The sequence below is a fragment of the Cryomorphaceae bacterium 1068 genome, assembly GCA_027214385.1.
Classification (GTDB): domain Bacteria; phylum Bacteroidota; class Bacteroidia; order Flavobacteriales_D; family Cryomorphaceae; genus JAKVAV01.
This window is the reverse complement of sequence record JAPVXR010000018.1, coordinates 1-16989: the sequence shown is the minus strand read 5'-3', so window position 1 is coordinate 16989 and position 16989 is coordinate 1. Positions and strand designations below refer to the sequence as shown.

Sequence of the window (16989 nt, the reverse complement as noted above, 5' to 3'; positions counted from 1 at the left end):
GTTTAGAACTCTGAGAATTTCATAGATTAGTCTCCTCGATATGAAGAGAAGCGCCCGCATCATTCTTTTTTTCCTGCTCCTGCCTGTTTTGGTATTAGCACAATCCAAACCCAAACTAGGCGTGGTATTAAGCGGCGGCGGTGCCAAGGGTATTGCACACGTGGGCGTGCTCAAAGCCATGGAAGAAGCGGGTTTGCGTCCTGATTACATCGCAGGTACCAGCATGGGCTCGGTGGTGGGAGGTCTCTACGCGCTTGGGTACAGTGCCGATGAGATCGAACAAATCATTTTAGACATTGACTGGAATCAGCTTTTGGCCAACAGCGTTCCGCTTAATTACATCTCATTCGAAGAGAAGGAATACTACGGTCGTTACCTGCTCGAGTTTCCCATGGACGGGCTGGAGCTTAAATTGCCCACGGGCTTGATCGAGGGACATATTCTCAACGAGCTGCTGCACTATTACACCTGGACATCTACGCCCTTTGCCGATTTCGATGAGTTTCCGATCGTTTACCGCTGCGTGGCCACCGATGTAAGATCGGGAGATCCGGTCGTATTTGCGGGCGGTCCTTTGCAAACAGCCATCCGCGCGAGTATGGCCCTGCCTACCGCATTTACGGCAGTAGACCTCGACAGCACTTTGGTGGTAGACGGGGGTGTGGTCAACAACTTTCCCGTGGATATCATTCGCGCGCTTGGGGCCGACTATGTAGTAGGTGTAGATGTAAGTTACGTCGCTGACGCCCCCGTACCCGGCAGCATGGTGGGTATCTTGATGAATCTTGCTATGGTGCAGAGTGAACGGGCGATGCCCTCCATGATCGATCTCTGCGACATCTACATCCATCCCGATTTGGAAGACAATTCCACGGCCAGTTTTGGAAATGCTGATGAGATTATGGAAATCGGTCACCGCACAGGGAGAATTTATGCCGACACTTTAAAAGCTTTGGCCAATGAGATCGGGATGAATCGAAAACCACTTTCCGTGGGAGATACCACTGAGTCTTATGTGCTGAAAGAGTTAACATTTCAGGGAAATACCCTGTTTGGTAACAAGCTGATCAAAAACAAACTTGGTCTTGAAAGGGGGGATACCATCAACCGCGATAAGGTTAGGGAGGCCATCAGGAGGGTATACGGTATCAATGGATTTCGCGATGTGGGCTACACGCTTAAGACACTGCCCGACGGTGGTGCGGAGATGAAGGTCAGGATGCGCGAAAAGTTGCCCAATTCCTTATCAGCGTCGCTACACATCGATAATGCATTTTCAACGGGCTTTTTGCTCAATTTTACCGCGCGCGACTTACTCTTGCGTGAGTCTCGCTCGGTCTTTATCGCCGATATTTCCAGCAACCCCAAGTTTCGCTTCGACTATTACAAGTACGCGGGACCCGAAAAAAGCTTTGCCGTCAACTTGCGGTACGATTATATCTCTAGAGAAATTCCCCTTTATACCAATGGCGAGGTATCTGATCTAGTCACGAACATTCAACAAGAAGTTCAGCTGAATTTTCTCACCACTCAATCCCTCCGGCAGAGCTTTCTCTTTGGAGGTTTTTACTCGAAACGAACGGACCGAACTGATTTGGGGCTAACCCTTCCTGCCGAGATCGGAGAGCTTACTTCTGCCAATGCGGGATTGCGGGGTGCCTACCTGAGGAATAGCCTCAACGATCGCAACTTCCCCACTCGAGGAGCCGAGCTTCTGGTCAATGCGCGATTATACTTGAGCAATGATTACGGCATTAGCTTCAAAGAAGGCTTTGACGGCGTGGAGTTAGTACCGGGCGATCCGAGTACAATCGTACCCAAGGAGTTTTTCGTCGATTTCGTTGATGCAATTGAGCCCGATTTTTACACGACATTCTTTGTGGATTACCGCAAATTCGTGCAGCTTAATAAGAAGAATCAGCTGATCAGCGCTTTCCGATTGGGGGCCATTTTATCTACCGAGGATCAGGGTAAATCATACAACTCTTTTCGTTTGGGCGGACAGCAACGGGTGCTCATTGATGATGCACGCGCCTACGGATACAATTACACTGAAATAGAGCCCGATAATTTTGGTCTGCTCGGACTGGAATACCAGCACGTACTTTTCGGCAATCTCTTCCTGAGGGCAGGTACCAATGTCATCTCTACATACCGGTATGTGCCACTCGACGATACGGGCGACTTCTCCATGAAGGAATTATTGGAAGAAAACACCACCTTCGGCTACGGCCTATCGGGGAGTTTCCGCACCCGCCTGGGCCCGTTTAGTGCCGGGGTTTCCCGTAATACAAGCGATTCCAATTTCCGGTACTTCTTTTCTTACGGTTTCAGTTTCAATTATTCGGATTAACCGGCTCCGGATCGGCAGGTGCCTCATCGGCTTTAAGCCAAGACATAAACAGGATATACCCCAAGGACACCACAATGGCTCCGGTAAAGAGGCCGATAAATCCCGAAGCAATGAAACCACCGATTACGCCGAAGAAGATCACGAGCATTGGGACTTTGGCGCCTTTACCCAATAGGAGGGGCTTCAGCACATTGTCCGAAAGACCTGAAGCTAAGAAATAGAGGGACCATAAGACAGCGGGAAGGGTATCAAAGGAAGAGAACATCCAAAGAACAACTCCCAGAATGATAATAATTACGGGCAATTGAAGAATCGCAAATATCAAAGTCACCAGAGTCCAAACTCCTGCGTAAGGAACCCCGGCAATCACCATTCCTAAACCGATAAGTAAGGTTTGAATGATGGCAACTCCGATTACACCTTTCACTACACTACGTACAGTGGAACCTACCAATTCAGCAAATTCGTCGCCACGAACCCCAACAAGCCGTTTGAAAAATTTTCTTCCGAAATCTTCAGATCCTATGGTCGCTAAGATCACTCCGGCAATCAATATAGAGACTAAGAACACAAAAAGACCTCCACCAATGCTGGCAACTCCTTTGCCGATGGATTTTGCAATGATTAGTAGTCCGTCTTCATGAGCCATAATAAACCCTTCCAAATTTGTGTGAGCTTCCGTCCACAAGTCAAAGAGTTCATGCCCGATTAGTGGCCATTCTCTAATTTGTTCTGACGGAGACGGAAGCTGAAAGGATTCTGACTCCAAGTACGGTTTGATTTTATGAAACCCCTTGAAGAGTGAGTCGAAAATAAGCCAAGAAGGCAGGATAATAAGTACAAAACAGCCCCCGACCAATATCCCTGCAGCGGCTTTACGCTTGCCTCTTAAACGTTTTGAAATTCTATTATACAAGGGAGAAAAAGCCATGGACAGTATTATACTCCAAAGGATGATGGATGAAAAAGGAGCGATAATGTCAAAACACCAAAGGATCATTAATGCCAGCAAGCTCAGCCGAATAGTAATCTCTACCGAATAGGAGAGGGCAGTGCTGAGTTTTGGGTCGTTTTGGAGCATGGTATTGCGTTTAAGGTTAATTGAAAAGTTCCAAGTGGTAATATATAGCTCTTGCTGCTATTTTCAATTCGGAGGCAGATAAAAATATCGCAAAGCAGAGAAACCGTATTCTTTAAATTTGCAGAATGGCAAAGAAAGAAGAATCAAAAGAACGGCTGATAAAAGGGAATAAACTGCAATGTACTGTTTGCGAGAATGACAAATTCTGGTTTCGAGAAACGCTAATGAATACACCCGGAATGACCTTCTTTGGATTGGAATGGGCCAATAAAAGAGCGCAAAACTACATCTGTGACAATTGCGGATTTGTGCATTGGTTTTTAGAGAGATGAGTTTCTGGGACTCAGTTTTGTGGGTATTTGATGCCTATATCCTTAGCTTTATTGATTCGAACAGTAAACAAAACAGACCATGAATTTTCATACGCGAAAATGGGTGAAGCCCGGTGATTTGAACCCAAATGGTACACTCTTCGGTGGGCGACTCCTGGAATGGATAGATGAAGAAGCAGCCCTGTATACCATCGTACAATTAGAAAACCGCCATATCGTAACCAAGTTTATCTCAGAGATCAACTTCATTCAAGCGCCTGTGCAAGGCGATATTATCGAGATGGGAATCGCCGTTGTGGCGTTCGGAAAGTCATCCATCACCCTGCGTTGTGAAGTGAGAAATAAGATGACCAGAGAAAAGGTTTTGGAGATTGAGCGCATTATCATGGTGAATTTGGGTCCTGATGGAAAACCTGCTCCCCACGGAAAAACAAAAGTGGAATATGTGGCAGATCGAATTGCCGACTCGGATTAAAACCAACTGCCGAAATGGATTTCAAGATTGTCAAAAAAGTCAACTCTGAAAAGCCTGATGAACAGATTTAGCCTGTTTTTAAAATCCCATCCTGCCATAGCCATCGTACTGGGGTTTCAGCTGTTTCGACTCTTCTTGCTCCCTTTTATGGGCCTCATGCCGCAGGACGCTTACTATCATTTCTACGGAGAGCACTTGTCACTTTCTTATTTTGATCACCCGGGAATGATCGGTTATATACTCCGATTGTTTACGACCATTTTCGGGAAGACTGTGCTTGTGGTAAAGCTGGCAGACTTTTTCATCACTTCGCTCACCTTGCTGAGTTTCTACAGCCTGGGTTCTGTTTTTCTGTCCAAGCCAAGATTAAACGCCGGCTTAGCTCTTGTAGGTACCACGGTTTTCATTTCTATCCTCAGCTTCAACTCTACACCTGATGTGCCACTGCTGTTGTTCTGGACGCTTTCTCTGATATGCCTGAGCAAGGCTATTTTCGAAAACAAAAAATGGTATTGGCTCTTGGCCGGACTTGCCATGGGCCTTGCTTTTGATAGCAAATACACCGCGGTGTTATTGCAAATCGGCCTACTTGGTTTTCTCTTGTTTTCAAACCGGCACAGAAAACTCTTGCTTTCGCCTTGGGTTTGGGCTTCGTTGATTATCTCGGCGCTCGTCACTTTTCCCGTTTGGTATTGGAACTATCAAAATGACTTTGCCTCGTTCCTGTTTCAATCTTCAGACAGAACCGGCAGCATCTCAAAGTTTGAGGTCAAGCCCGAATATTTCTTTGGAGCCATAGGCCATCAAGTACTTCTCTTATTGCCCATACTCTTCATTTCTTTTTTCACTCTGCTTTATAAACACATCAAAAAAGCCGTCACCAAATTCAAATTGCCTTCTGACAAAACCTTGTTTTTATTGGCTTTTTTCCTGCCCACATTCTTAGGCTTCTTCTTATTGACTCCCATCTACTGGGTTAAGTTGAACTGGATGATGCCCTCATACATCACGGGAATACTTTTGACTGCCATGGTCATCAAGAAGAAACAGGTTAAAACCCATATGTACTTTGCTGCAGTGATTCATGTATTGCTCAGCCTTGAAATCCTTTTTTACTTAGTGCCCATCAAAGTTGATGACACATGGGTAGGATGGCCCGAACTTGTTGAAAAAGCTGAAGCACTTCAAAACAAGTACCCCAATACCTTCCTATTCTCAGATGATGGATACAAGACTACTGCTTGTATGACCTTCTACTCCGATCAAAAAATTTATGCCCAAAATATCATTGGGAAGCAGGCACTGCACTCTGATTATATCGGGGATGATCTATCAAAGCTTCGCGGAAAAGACGCATTATTTATCGATTCTGACAATAGCTTTACAAACAAAAATAAGAGAGGACAACATTCCATTCTATTAGATAGGTACTTCTCTAATGTGACTGAACTGTCGCCTATCATTATCCAAACTCACGGAAAGGAGACCAGAAAATTCTGGGTTTATCTTTGTGAAGATTATCAGCCCAAATGACATTACCCCTTTGGACAATGTTGGTACTAGCGAACAAGCGCAATCTTTAAGGTTATTCGCTCGGCTAGAGCTGAGGCCCTTATTTTGCGATCAATGAAACTCTACAAAGAAAAAGCACCATTAACACAAGAATAAATTGAGCTTTGCAGAGAATTTTGGAAATTACTATTGAATACCCCACAGCAAATCATGCCTGTAGAAAAGAAGAATCTCGAAAAAGCCCGACTGCATGCTCGAAACAAGAACCGAGAGCAATACGACTTAAACGCTTTGACCAAAGCGACTCCTTCTTTGAAGGACTTTGTAGTGCCCAATAAGTATGGGAAAGAATCTGTAAATTTCTCAAACCCGCAGGCAGTGCGGCTGTTGAATACTGCCATTCTCAAGCATTACTACGGCATTGACTATTGGGAATTTCCTCAAGAGAACTTGTGTCCACCCATCCCCGGAAGGGCAGATTACATGCACCATATGGCTGATCTATTGGCCGAAAATAACTTTGGCAAAATTCCGAAAGGTGATAAGATCTTGGGGTTTGATGTCGGCGTGGGTGCCAGTTGCATTTACCCCATCATAGGCCATACGGAGTACGGCTGGAGCTTTATCGGTTCTGATACCGACCAGAGATCCATTGATTCAGCGCAGAGCATTGTCCATTCCAATCCATCCCTCAAAGGGAAGATCGAATGCCGATTGCAGGAAAACCCGAAGGACATTTTCTACGGTGTATTGGGACGAGAGGATAAAATTGATTTCAACGTTTGCAATCCTCCTTTTCACGCTTCGGCGGAAGATGCTCAAAAAGGGACCAGAAGGAAAGTTTCGAATCTTTCGGGCAAGAGAGTAGACAACCCCGACCTCAATTTTTCGGGAGTCAACAGCGAATTGATCTACGCCGGTGGAGAGTGGAAGTTCATCCAAAATATGATTCGCGAAAGCCAAAAGTTCGCCAAGAACTGCTTTTGGTTTTCGACCATCGTTTCTAAGCAGTCGAATCTCAAAAGAATTCACGCGCTGCTCGATAGGACGGATGCCATTCAGATTAGAACCATCCCGATGGGAACAGGCAATAAATCGAGCCGAGTGATCGCCTGGTCTTTTCTGTCGAAAGCCGAGCGCAAGGAATGGAGAGAGGAGAGATGGAAGAAGGAAGCGGACAAGAAATAGGGCTTTCTATTCATTTCAACTTCAGGAACCATACACTGACTTTATCAAAGAAAATTTAGATGATAGAATACGATCAGAAATTTATGAGGCGTGCCATCGAGCTGGCCATAGAAGGAATGACTAACGACGCAGGAGGCCCTTTCGGCTGCGTGATTGTCAAAGATGGAGAGATCCTGTCGGAAGGCTACAACAGCGTGACTTCCAAAAATGACCCGACGGCTCACGCCGAGGTGGTGGCGATACGGAAGGCCTGCGAAAAGCTGGAAACCTTTCAGCTGAATGAATGCACTGTTTACACCTCTTGCGAACCGTGCCCTATGTGTCTGGGCGCCATCTATTGGGCTCGTCCGGCAAAGGTCTACTACGGTTGCTCCAGAGAGGATGCAGCTGCCATAGAGTTCGACGACCAGTTCATCTATGATGAATTGGACCTGAGCATTGGTGAAAGAAAAATACCCTTTGATCAATTGCTTAGAGACGAGGCGCGAAAGGCCTTTGATCAGTGGGCTGACAAAGAAGATCGCACGGAATACTGAAATTCTGAAGATGCGCTTTTCTCGGTTTCAGTTTATTTACTTGCACTGTACACAATCAATATTCAGTAGCAAATAGACTAGCATTCAAGCTGTCGTATCCATGAATTATAAACGTATTGTTAAAAGAGGGTTTTGGATATCGGGAATAGTAACTTTCGTATATTTTTTGTCCGCATTAATTTTTCTCACAGACACGTCCTGTGCCATTCTTCAAAATTTGTATTTTCCGGTAGGTATTGCTGCATTTGCAGTTGGCTGGGGTGGCGGAAGTCTCCTTTCGTTTGTTTCAATAATCGCATTTGAGTTTATTGTAGCATGGGCAGTTGTATTCTTCCTAACTGTTATTACGCTTTTGGTGAGGGGTGGAATCAGGAGCTTCAAAGACTCTTCTTGAATGGATCAATAAAGACGTTTTAGTTACTCGAATATCTAAATTTTAACATCAGAAATGAGTTTTCCTTGTTCAAGATATTTCCATGAACTGGTGGATAAAGCAATTAGAAAACTGTTTTCATTTAACTCAGATTACCTTTTTGAACCATAAAGCTCCGTCCTAAGCATTTATAACGATAACAAGCACATCCATGGAAAACCAAAATCCCCGGCCCGAACAACAACCCAATAACCCGCTGCACGGAGTAAAGTTGGTTACCATTATGGAGGTCCTTGTGGAGGAACTGGGATGGGAAGAATTGGGCATGCGAATCAATATCAATTGCTTCAACAACGATCCGTCAATCAAGTCGAGCCTCAAGTTTTTGAGAAGAACGCCTTGGGCCAGAGAAAAGGTGGAGCGACTCTACCTCAAAGTAGTCAAGAAGAAATAAAGAGAACAATGTCCCCGCAGACTTGAACCCGGAGACCTACCTTTGCACTACCGACACGACCTATCGATTACATGAAACCCAACAACGAAAAGACTCAATTAACGCAAGAAGAAATTGAGCTTTGTATATCCATTCTCGAGACTTTAAACGGAGATACCGATCAGATTTTTGACATTCCTAAGGAGCGAAGAATAGAGTTAATTACACAAGCGGGAAGACTTTCACGTCCGCAGCGCGACGAGTTCAAAAAGCGCAAAAAAGATGCGAAGAAGAATGCCAAACGCAAAGCGGCTGAAAGGGATAAGCATGCCCGAAACGAAACGGGAATACGAAGTGCCCGCGAAGCGACGGTCTTCGTAGCGCCCAAAATGATCGCACCCGCAGAAACCGATACCGAACGCGCCGAACGAATCGTGGCCCCTCGAAACTGCTACGTTTGCAAAGCCATCTTTACCAAGCTACACCACTTTTACGACACGATGTGCAAAGAGTGTGGCGACTTCAATTACGCCAAGCGCTTTCAAACGGCCGACCTTACGGGGCAAGTGGCTTTGGTCACGGGCTCTCGCCTTAAAATAGGTTACCACATTACCCTCATGATGTTGCGTGCAGGCGCCACCGTCATCGCTACCACGAGATTTCCCGTCGACTCGGCCATCCGCTATGCCAAAGAAGACGATTTCGACGAGTGGGGGCATCGGCTGAAAATCCATGGATTGGATTTGAGACACATTCCCAGTGTAGAGATTTTTTGCAATTACATTGAGCAGCAGTATGATCGATTGGATGTCCTGATCAACAATGCCGCGCAGACCGTGCGACGCCCCGCAGGATTCTACCAGCATTTGATACCGAACGAGGAGCGCCCCATTTCAGAATTGCCACCCTCGGTGCAAGACCTACTCTCTGACCATGAAGCCTGTCTTGAAGAGTTGGGTGACATTAGTGCCATGGTAGCCGGTCAGGAGAAAAACCTACCCGTGTCTTGGCACGGAAGCCAGCCGGGCATAGGCCTTAGCGCTTCCGCGAAATTGTCTCAAATAGCCTACACCGTAGACCATGCGCTACCCGCCGATGAGGTTTTCCCGACAGGGAAACTCGATGCCGACTTGCAGCAAGTGGACTTGAGAACGACCAATAGCTGGCGATTGAAGTTGGGTGAGATTCACACCAATGAAATGCTGGAAGTACAACTCGTCAACTCCGTTGCACCATTTGTACTCTGCAACCGCTTGGTGCACTTGATGAAAAAAGAGAACACAGGGATGAAGCACATCATCAACGTATCGGCGATGGAAGGCAAATTCCACAAATACCACAAAGAGGCCCGCCATCCACATACCAATATGGCCAAGGCTGCACTCAATATGATGACGCTGACTTCAGCTGCTGACTTTGCAAAATACGGTATCTATACCAATGCCGTAGATACAGGCTGGGTGACTGATGAGGATCCAGTAGAATTGGCCAAAAGAAAGCAAGAGATTCACGACTTCCAGCCGCCACTCGACATTGTAGATGGTGCCGCCAGAGTCTTGGACCCCTTGTTTGACGGGATCAACACGGGAAAGCACTGGTGTGGTAAGTTTCTAAAAGATTATAAGCCTACGAGCTGGTAAGCTTGAGTTAGGAGATGTCCTGACAAAGTTTTTTTATCTTCGTGTGATTCAAGGCGAACCGAATTGTCTTGAATGGTGTTAAAGATAGATGGATATGAAGAAACTTATACTTGGACTTTTTTTACTCTGCGGATCTTCGAGCTTCGCTCAAACCAATGTCAGTGTAACCATTGATCACCTTCTCAATGGAGAGGAACTCGCTTGGAACGTTCAAGGAGTAAATAATCTCGATGCAGAATTCACTTTTAATAGATTGGAGTATTACCTATCAGGCTTTAAGGTCACACACGACGGTGGTAATGTTACTACCTACGACGATGTGTACGCTTTGGTACAAGGTGATGAGTCTCCGACGATCGATTTGGGCGAGCTCTTTGCTGAAAACATTGAGATGATTTCCTTCAGTGTAGGAGTAGATCCCGGTAACAACAATGGAGACCCTTCTGCATGGCCACCTGCACATCCGCTTGCGCCAAAGAACCCGTCTATGCACTGGGGATGGATTTCAGGTTACCGCTTTGTAGCTGTAGAAGGCGACATCGTCAGCACTTCGCAAGAATACAGCATTCATGGATTGGGCAATGTGAATTACTTTGAGGTGAGTCTTGAAGTGAACATGCCTGCCAATGAAGATGATGTGAACATCTATTTGAAGGCCGATACGGAGAATTTTCTGTACAATATGAACTTGGACGGTACGGTCTTTTCTCACGGGGAAGAAGGTCTAGCTCTGGAGACCTTGATCAATATGTCTGAACGTGTTTTCTCTATCACTTCGGCTCCGTTGAGCACAGAAGATGAGAACGAACTGTTGAAATTCAACTTGTTTCCTAACCCTACGGATAATGGCTCAGTGCAATTGAACTTTGCTACGGATGCAGGTGATTTCTACAACCTAGTGGTAAGGGACATTCAAGGCAAAATAGTACTGCAGAGAAACCAAGTGAACTCAGGGTATCAACTTGATGTGAATGGCCTGCACGAAGGGCTATACCTGGTGAGCTTGTACAACGATACCGAGTTGAGAGCAATAAAAAAGCTCGTTGTCAGAAAGAACTAAGAACCTTTCGTTTTGGGTAAGAGATGGTTGTTGTGGGGCTTGATTTGTGGAGTGATGCTTTCTTGTGAGAAAGACAATGGGGATTCGAATACCCCTGATCGCTCTGAAGCCCTCTTGGTCATCCCCGACGGATTTCCTTCCATGGAATTTCCCGACGACAATCCCTTCACTAAAGTCAGTTACAATTTGGGAAAGAAGCTGTTCTTTGATCCCATTCTTTCCAGAGATTCTTCCATTAGTTGTGGTTCATGTCACCTTCCGGGAAAAGCCTTTAGCGATGAGTTCAGCGTAAGCTTGGGGGTAGATGATGCACCCGGAACACGCAATTCGCCTTCCTTGGCCAATGTTGGTTACCAACCTTACTTCATGCGCGAAGGAGGTGTGCCCACACTTGAAATGCAGGTGCTTGTGCCCATCCAAGAGCACAATGAGTTTGACTTTAATATCTTACTCATTGCCGAAAGGCTGAACCAAAACCCCGAGTATGTGGAGATGAGTCTGGAAGCCTATGATCGGGCCCCGGACGCATTCGTGATCACACGAGCCATATCTAATTTTGAACGCACCTTGATCAGCGGAAACGCTCCCTACGATCGATACTTCCTTCAAGGAGATGAAGCTGCACTCAACGAATCTGAGAAGCGAGGGATGGACCTCTTCTTCAGCGATGAGCTGGCATGCAGCTCTTGCCACTCGGGATTTAACCTCACCGATTATTCCTTTGGCAATAACGGACTCTATGCCGCCTACGCCGATATTGGGCGTAAACGATTGACGGGACTCGACGCAGATGAAGCGCTTTTTAAAGTGCCGTCGCTGCGAAATGTGGAAGTCACGGGGCCATACATGCACGACGGGTCTATGGCCACGCTGCAAGAGGTGATCCTACACTACGAATCGGGAGGGGAGGAGCACCCCAATAAATCAGAGCAGATTCAGGGCTTTGAACTCACTAATGCGGAAAGAGAAGACTTAATAGCTTTCTTACATTCACTCACCGATACTGATTTCATTACCAATACGAATCATACACCATAGACCAACTGCATGAAGACTTTTACTTACGCCTTCTTTTTTCTCATTCTCATGGTGGCTGTGGGTTGCCAAGACGATGACGACAATGAGCAAACGGATACGCCCGACCCGGCAGTTTTTGACGATACTCCATATGCTTTCGATTCGCAGGGATTACCTCCGCCACAAGCTTTGCAAGCAGATAATGAGCTAACAGTGGAAGGAGTAAAGCTGGGAAAGATGCTCTTCTTTGAGCCTATGCTTTCTAAGAACAATGTGATGTCTTGCGGCTCTTGCCACAACCAAAACACGGGATTTTCGGATACAGCCCGATTTTCCATCGGTGTAGATGGCATAGCCGGAGGGAGACAAGCGATGGCCGTATTCAACATGGCGTGGCATACCAATGAGTTCTTCTGGGACGGACGCTCCAACTTATTGAGAGATCAAGCCTTGAAACCTATCCAAGATCCGCTTGAAATGGACGAGACATTGGATAATGTAGTGGCTAAGCTTAGCGACAGCGAGATGTACCGCGATCAGTTTATAAGAGCCTTTGGCAGCGATGAGGTGACACCCGGGAAAATGGGATTGGCCATGGAGCAGTTTATGCTCAGTATCGTATCGGGTAATTCAAAGTACGACCGATTCAAAATGGGACTGGAAGAGCTGACCGAAAGCGAGATGCGCGGGTTGGAATTGTTTGAAACGGAATACAACCCTTTCTTTCCCGAAGTTTCAGGAGCCGACTGCCAGCATTGCCACGGCGGACCAAATTTTGAGAACGACCTCTACATGAACAATGGAATGGATACCGATGCCGAGATTCAAGATGTAGGTCGCCAAGCCGCTACCGGAAATCCTGCCGATAGAGGCCGCTTCAAAGTGCCGAGTCTGCGGAATATCGCCTTGACACCTCCCTACATGCATGACGGAAGATTTTCCACTCTAGAGGAGGTAATCGATCATTACAATGAGGGCATCAAGATATCGGCCTCATTGGATGGAGCCCTTCTTGCCACCGAACCTACAGGACTTCTCCTCACCGATCAGGACAAGACGGATCTGGTAAACTTTCTGCACACCCTCACCGATGAGTCACTGGCTACCAATCCCGAATACGCCAATCCTTTTTGAAGTATTTTTGTAAGCTTGCGGAAGCTGCACATTACAGTCAGCAGATTCCATTCAATTTGAAGAGCATCCGAAATGGATGGACAGAATAGGCACAGAATAAAATGAAACAGAAAATGAAAAAAGGACAATTACTGACCGTGGTTTTTTTTGTATTTTCCATTATGGGATTCACTCAGGATGTAAAGCCGGAGAAACCCGATTACAAAACCATCAAAAAGGAAATTTCAAAGAAAAAGTCGGAGTTCTACTACCCTGATCTTTTAGAAAGATTCCAAAACGCCGATACCACTATGACCTTAAAAGAAAAGAGGTATCTGTATTATGGCTACTCTTTTCAAGACGCCTACTCTCCTTACGGCGAATCTGATTATGAGGATAGTTTGAGAACGCTGGCGCGAAAGGAGAACCCCACGGAACCTGAACTGAAGAAAATCTGTGATTTTGCAGACTCCGTTTTGGTAGAGAGCCCTTTTAACTTAACTGCTATCAATTCCCAGTTGTATGCGCTGGACGAACTTCAGGAGATATTGAAGTTTAATGAGCGATTGAGTCAAATGCAAATGGTATTGGATGCACTATTCAGTTCGGGAGACGGGCTCGAAAAAGAGACGGCTTTTTATGTGCTGTATGTTTCTCATGAGTACGCTGTGCTTAGCATCATGGGATACGAATTCCGCGGTCAGAGTTTGATCGAACATTATGATTACTTGACCGTTGCTAAGAATCCTGAAAAGATCGAGGGCTTCTACTTTGATATCTCCCCTTGTTTAGACTCCATGAAGGAGATGTTTAAGTAGGCCAACTGCCATTTAACCGCAAGTGTTCTAAAGAATAGCCGATATCTTTATTCGCTGAGTAGCGAGAATACTCCGAGGGGGCATACAACCAATCTCCGGATGAGTTCGTCATCCGCGAAATAAGGAACTACCACTATGAAAAAAATCATCGCCTCGATCATCTTGGTCTCAGCCACTCTTTTTGCAAACGGACAGTGTTCAAGCATGGGACTCTCAGTGTCAGCATCCGATACGGCTTATGTTCAGTTGTACCACCCGGGCTTTTTCCTTATTCCTTCGGGATTTGCCAATACCTGCGAGTGGGAAGTGACCACCTTCTCGGGTGAAGTGGTTTTTCAAGATGCCACTTCGGGAGACGCATTCGAACAAGGACAGGTGCTATTTGATCATATGGTGCCCATCACGGATTCTATGGAAGTAACCGTAGCCATTACCAATACCATTGAGGGAATCATCTGCACGGTGACAGACACGCTATTCTGGAAAGAGACTGAAGTCCTGCCGGGGATATTTATTGGAAACTGGGATGTGCTGAATATCGTCGGTGGTGTAGAGGAAGTTCTGACCTCCACGGCTCATTATGGTGGAGAAGACAATGACTTCAAGGTATTTCCTTCTCCATTTGATACTTATTTTCAAATTGAAGGCAGCCAAGATTTGTACTCGCTCAGCCTTCTTAATTTAAGTGGACAAGTGATCGAATCATACGCTAGCGTATCGCTTCTTGAAAAGGTAGATGTGAGCCATCTTCCTGCGGGCATGTACTTCGTACAGTTCCTAAGCGCAGATCGCTCGAGCTATGGTGTCAAAAGGATGGTGAAGGCGAAGTAGCAGTCTCACTGATCAAAGGGGAGTAATCGATTTGTCAGTTCGACAGATTCCTGAGGAACGAAGGAATAGTATGGAGAACCCTTCGAAGTCAAATCCTAACCCCTAAAACCGAACCCCAAGATTGAAATAACCTTGAGCCAGTTTGGAGTCAACATCTTCCAGCAAGTCAGTGACCCCTTGGTTATAACCAATTTCAACAAACAGGAACAAAACGTCCACACCTACTCCGATTTGTCCCATAAATTGGCCACTGTTGAAATCATCAATGGTCAAATCGAATTTGTTGTTGGACACGTCCAAAAGCACTCCCGGTACACCACCGACAAATGCGCGCAGGCCAACAACTCGTCTCAATGGAGATAAGACGTTTATTCCAAGCGAAACGGGGAAATCCAATTGCCGCATGTTCAGGGTCTCTTCACTAGAAAAATTGCTTTCATCCAAAGCGATGGACGAGCCATTAAATCTGACTCCGACTTCCCAATAGAATAGCCGTCCGCGTCTATATGAGCCACCCAAATTGTAGCCGGCAGAACCAGTGCTTTCGTACTTACTGTCGTTGATGATTATGTCACTCAGCGTAACTCCCGCATAAGCCTTAAAGTCACTCACGCGTGCGTGCTTTTTCTTTTCGGCTTCTGTTTCTTCGGGCTCAGCCGTTTGGTCAGAAACAGCCGTTGCGGTGCTGTCTGTTTGTCCCATGCCTACAAGGCTAATTGTACAGAACAAAATAAATGCAATAAATCTCATGTGGATAGTTCAAAAGTAGTTACCTGCAAGGTAAGCATCTTTGGAAAAATATAGAGCTTATGATCACCACCTGTAAACCAAGTAAGCCTGAGTGAGGAAGGATTATAACTCAGCGACAGGGGAGCGCTCTCACCGAGCCAAGGGAAGTAAACGAGAACAGTTTTGATGCAGGTGGAATGATTCCATTAATTTTGGAAAAGTCATCGGAAGTGGTTGACAGCAGAAGACCGTCTCTAATCATATTTTCGGATGCCGATTATTGTTTCACTTAAAAGCGCATACTAATGGGATTGACACCTCGCGAAATGGAAAATGCTATTGTTAAGAATCTGAAAGATAAAACGGGAAAATCTCTTGAAGAGTGGATAGCCTTATTAGCAAATCAGAGCCTTTCAGATAAAAAGGAGATGAATGCTTTTCTCAAGGAGAAACATCAGGTTGGTCATTTTCAAGCGCAAACCATTGTAAAGCTGTTTCTCAATCAGAATGGATAAAAACAAGACTTGGACTCTTGAAGTTCAACCTACCACCCAGGACTTCTCGAGCCTCTCTTGTCAGTTCAAACGAAGCTTGACCACCCCAAAAGAAAAAAACCCCTTCTGCTCACGGTAGAAGGGGCTTCACCTTTATGAAGATGTCGCTTTAAATATTCAGACAAGTCTCACCAAGTCCGAACAGCGCGTTTTGGTCGATACAAACATAGGCCCTACGTTTGAAACAGCGTACAGGAAAAACCCTGAGTTTTTTAAGGATTTTTCCTCAGAAAAAACAGGAAATTTCCTATTTATGCTTTCACCTTCCTTCTCTATCTTGCGCATACCTATCCGAGCAGTGAGGCTTTGAGGGGAGCAAACAGAAGAATGAAAGCACTCACAGATGGCGTTGCTGCAATGGATTTGGCATTGGTCTAACCAAAATCTTATTGCCATGAGTCAAACAGAGAATGTAGATTACCCAAGATTTGAGATTACCAACAATGCTGACGGCACTTACAATTGGGAATTGTGGTCAGTCAACGCGCGATGCCTTGTCTCGGTAAAGAATGTATCCTTGTCTTTGTCAGAACTGGAAAAGCGTATCAATACCATAAAAACGCACGTCGAAAAGCGTCATTTTGATCGGAAGAAACACCATGATGACAAGCACTATCTATTCGATCATGTCAGCGACGATCCTTTCGAGGTTTTGTACAGGAGCAAGCTTTACACCAGTTTTCAATCTGTAGACAAGGCTATTTTCGCCATACAGCGCGATGCGCCCGATGCTCCTATAGATCATGTGGACAGGCGTCGGCTGTAGGGAACAGAAAAAAACCATCCGCAATCCCACCCCCGTCTTCTGTTCGTGCCTCACAGAATCCACCCCCGCCAGCGGGGGACACATGCCCAAGTTCATTTTTTGAGTGGGTAACCAACAGGTACTACTCAAAACATCCGTGATTTTGTCTCCCTCTTGAGGGAGTAGCAGTTTCAATGAT

18 protein-coding genes are annotated in these 16989 nt (G+C 45.7%); 16 read left to right on the top strand and 2 right to left on the bottom strand.

Translation table 11 applies throughout. From position 1 onward, the window contains the following. Nucleotides 1–40: 40 nt before the first annotated feature. Nucleotides 41–2353: a patatin-like phospholipase family protein gene (locus O3Q51_16740; GenBank protein MCZ4410466.1), complete on the top strand. Its 2313-nt coding sequence runs from the start codon at nucleotides 41–43 to the stop codon at nucleotides 2351–2353. Here O3Q51_16740 and O3Q51_16735 read toward each other — a convergent pair. Further along, the gene (locus tag O3Q51_16735; protein ID MCZ4410465.1) at nucleotides 2337–3434 is read right to left on the bottom strand and encodes an AI-2E family transporter; all 1098 of its coding nucleotides are present in this window, start codon (nucleotides 3432–3434) and stop codon (nucleotides 2337–2339) included. The two genes, O3Q51_16740 and O3Q51_16735, sit on opposite strands and share 17 nt — an antisense overlap. Nucleotides 3435–3559: 125 nt before the next feature. Between O3Q51_16735 and O3Q51_16730 the strand changes: the two genes are divergently transcribed. The 13 genes from O3Q51_16730 to O3Q51_16670 all read left to right on the top strand — a co-directional run bounded on the left by O3Q51_16730 (nucleotide 3560) and on the right by O3Q51_16670 (nucleotide 14762). Next, nucleotides 3560–3766 (top strand): hypothetical protein, encoded by a 207-nt coding sequence (locus O3Q51_16730; GenBank protein ID MCZ4410464.1) that lies wholly within the window; start codon nucleotides 3560–3562, stop codon nucleotides 3764–3766. Nucleotides 3767–3845: 79 nt separating this feature from the next. After that, entirely contained in the window at nucleotides 3846–4241 is a 396-nt protein-coding gene (locus O3Q51_16725; protein ID MCZ4410463.1) for an acyl-CoA thioesterase, read from the top strand. Nucleotides 4242–4298: 57 nt separating this feature from the next. Further along, nucleotides 4299–5774, top strand: a complete 1476-nt coding sequence (locus O3Q51_16720) for a glycosyltransferase family 39 protein (protein ID MCZ4410462.1) — start codon at nucleotides 4299–4301, stop codon at nucleotides 5772–5774. A 189-nt stretch (nucleotides 5775–5963) separates the two neighbouring features. Further along, the gene (rlmF, locus tag O3Q51_16715; protein ID MCZ4410461.1) at nucleotides 5964–6941 is read left to right on the top strand and encodes a 23S rRNA (adenine(1618)-N(6))-methyltransferase RlmF; all 978 of its coding nucleotides are present in this window, start codon (nucleotides 5964–5966) and stop codon (nucleotides 6939–6941) included. Between the two features lie 59 nt (nucleotides 6942–7000). Next, nucleotides 7001–7477 carry a nucleoside deaminase gene (locus O3Q51_16710; GenBank protein MCZ4410460.1) on the top strand — a complete coding sequence of 159 codons (477 nt, stop codon included), beginning with the start codon at nucleotides 7001–7003 and terminating at the stop codon, nucleotides 7475–7477. 217 nt (nucleotides 7478–7694) lie between these two features. Beyond that, entirely contained in the window at nucleotides 7695–7871 is a 177-nt protein-coding gene (locus O3Q51_16705; protein ID MCZ4410459.1) for a hypothetical protein, read from the top strand. A gap of 190 nt (nucleotides 7872–8061) precedes the next feature. Continuing rightward, nucleotides 8062–8304 (top strand): VF530 family protein, encoded by a 243-nt coding sequence (locus O3Q51_16700; protein ID MCZ4410458.1) that lies wholly within the window; start codon nucleotides 8062–8064, stop codon nucleotides 8302–8304. 71 nt (nucleotides 8305–8375) lie between these two features. Further along, complete coding sequence (locus tag O3Q51_16695) at nucleotides 8376–9923, top strand: SDR family oxidoreductase (GenBank protein ID MCZ4410457.1); 1548 nt, start codon at nucleotides 8376–8378, stop codon at nucleotides 9921–9923. A gap of 94 nt (nucleotides 9924–10017) precedes the next feature. Continuing rightward, nucleotides 10018–10983 (top strand): T9SS type A sorting domain-containing protein, encoded by a 966-nt coding sequence (locus tag O3Q51_16690; protein MCZ4410456.1) that lies wholly within the window; start codon nucleotides 10018–10020, stop codon nucleotides 10981–10983. Between the two features lie 12 nt (nucleotides 10984–10995). Then, a complete protein-coding gene (locus tag O3Q51_16685) occupies nucleotides 10996–12021 on the top strand; it encodes a c-type cytochrome (protein MCZ4410455.1) in 1026 nt (341 codons plus the stop codon). 9 nt (nucleotides 12022–12030) lie between these two features. Beyond that, the gene (locus tag O3Q51_16680; protein ID MCZ4410454.1) at nucleotides 12031–13134 is read left to right on the top strand and encodes a cytochrome-c peroxidase; all 1104 of its coding nucleotides are present in this window, start codon (nucleotides 12031–12033) and stop codon (nucleotides 13132–13134) included. A gap of 113 nt (nucleotides 13135–13247) precedes the next feature. Next, complete coding sequence (locus O3Q51_16675; protein MCZ4410453.1) at nucleotides 13248–13931, top strand: DUF4919 domain-containing protein; 684 nt, start codon at nucleotides 13248–13250, stop codon at nucleotides 13929–13931. Nucleotides 13932–14066: 135 nt separating this feature from the next. After that, nucleotides 14067–14762 (top strand): T9SS type A sorting domain-containing protein, encoded by a 696-nt coding sequence (locus O3Q51_16670; GenBank protein MCZ4410452.1) that lies wholly within the window; start codon nucleotides 14067–14069, stop codon nucleotides 14760–14762. A gap of 102 nt (nucleotides 14763–14864) precedes the next feature. On the opposite strand, the gene O3Q51_16665 is transcribed toward O3Q51_16670, so the two are convergent. Next, a complete protein-coding gene (locus O3Q51_16665) occupies nucleotides 14865–15464 on the bottom strand; it encodes an outer membrane beta-barrel protein (protein MCZ4410451.1) in 600 nt (199 codons plus the stop codon). Between the two features lie 332 nt (nucleotides 15465–15796). Between O3Q51_16665 and O3Q51_16660 the strand changes: the two genes are divergently transcribed. Together O3Q51_16660 and O3Q51_16655 are read left to right on the top strand one after the other, a co-directional pair. Further along, nucleotides 15797–16006 carry a DUF4287 domain-containing protein gene (locus O3Q51_16660; protein MCZ4410450.1) on the top strand — a complete coding sequence of 70 codons (210 nt, stop codon included), beginning with the start codon at nucleotides 15797–15799 and terminating at the stop codon, nucleotides 16004–16006. 433 nt (nucleotides 16007–16439) lie between these two features. Then, on the top strand, nucleotides 16440–16811 hold the full coding sequence (locus O3Q51_16655; GenBank protein MCZ4410449.1) for a hypothetical protein: 372 nt from the start codon (nucleotides 16440–16442) through the stop codon (nucleotides 16809–16811). The last annotated feature ends 178 nt before the right edge of the window (nucleotides 16812–16989 follow it).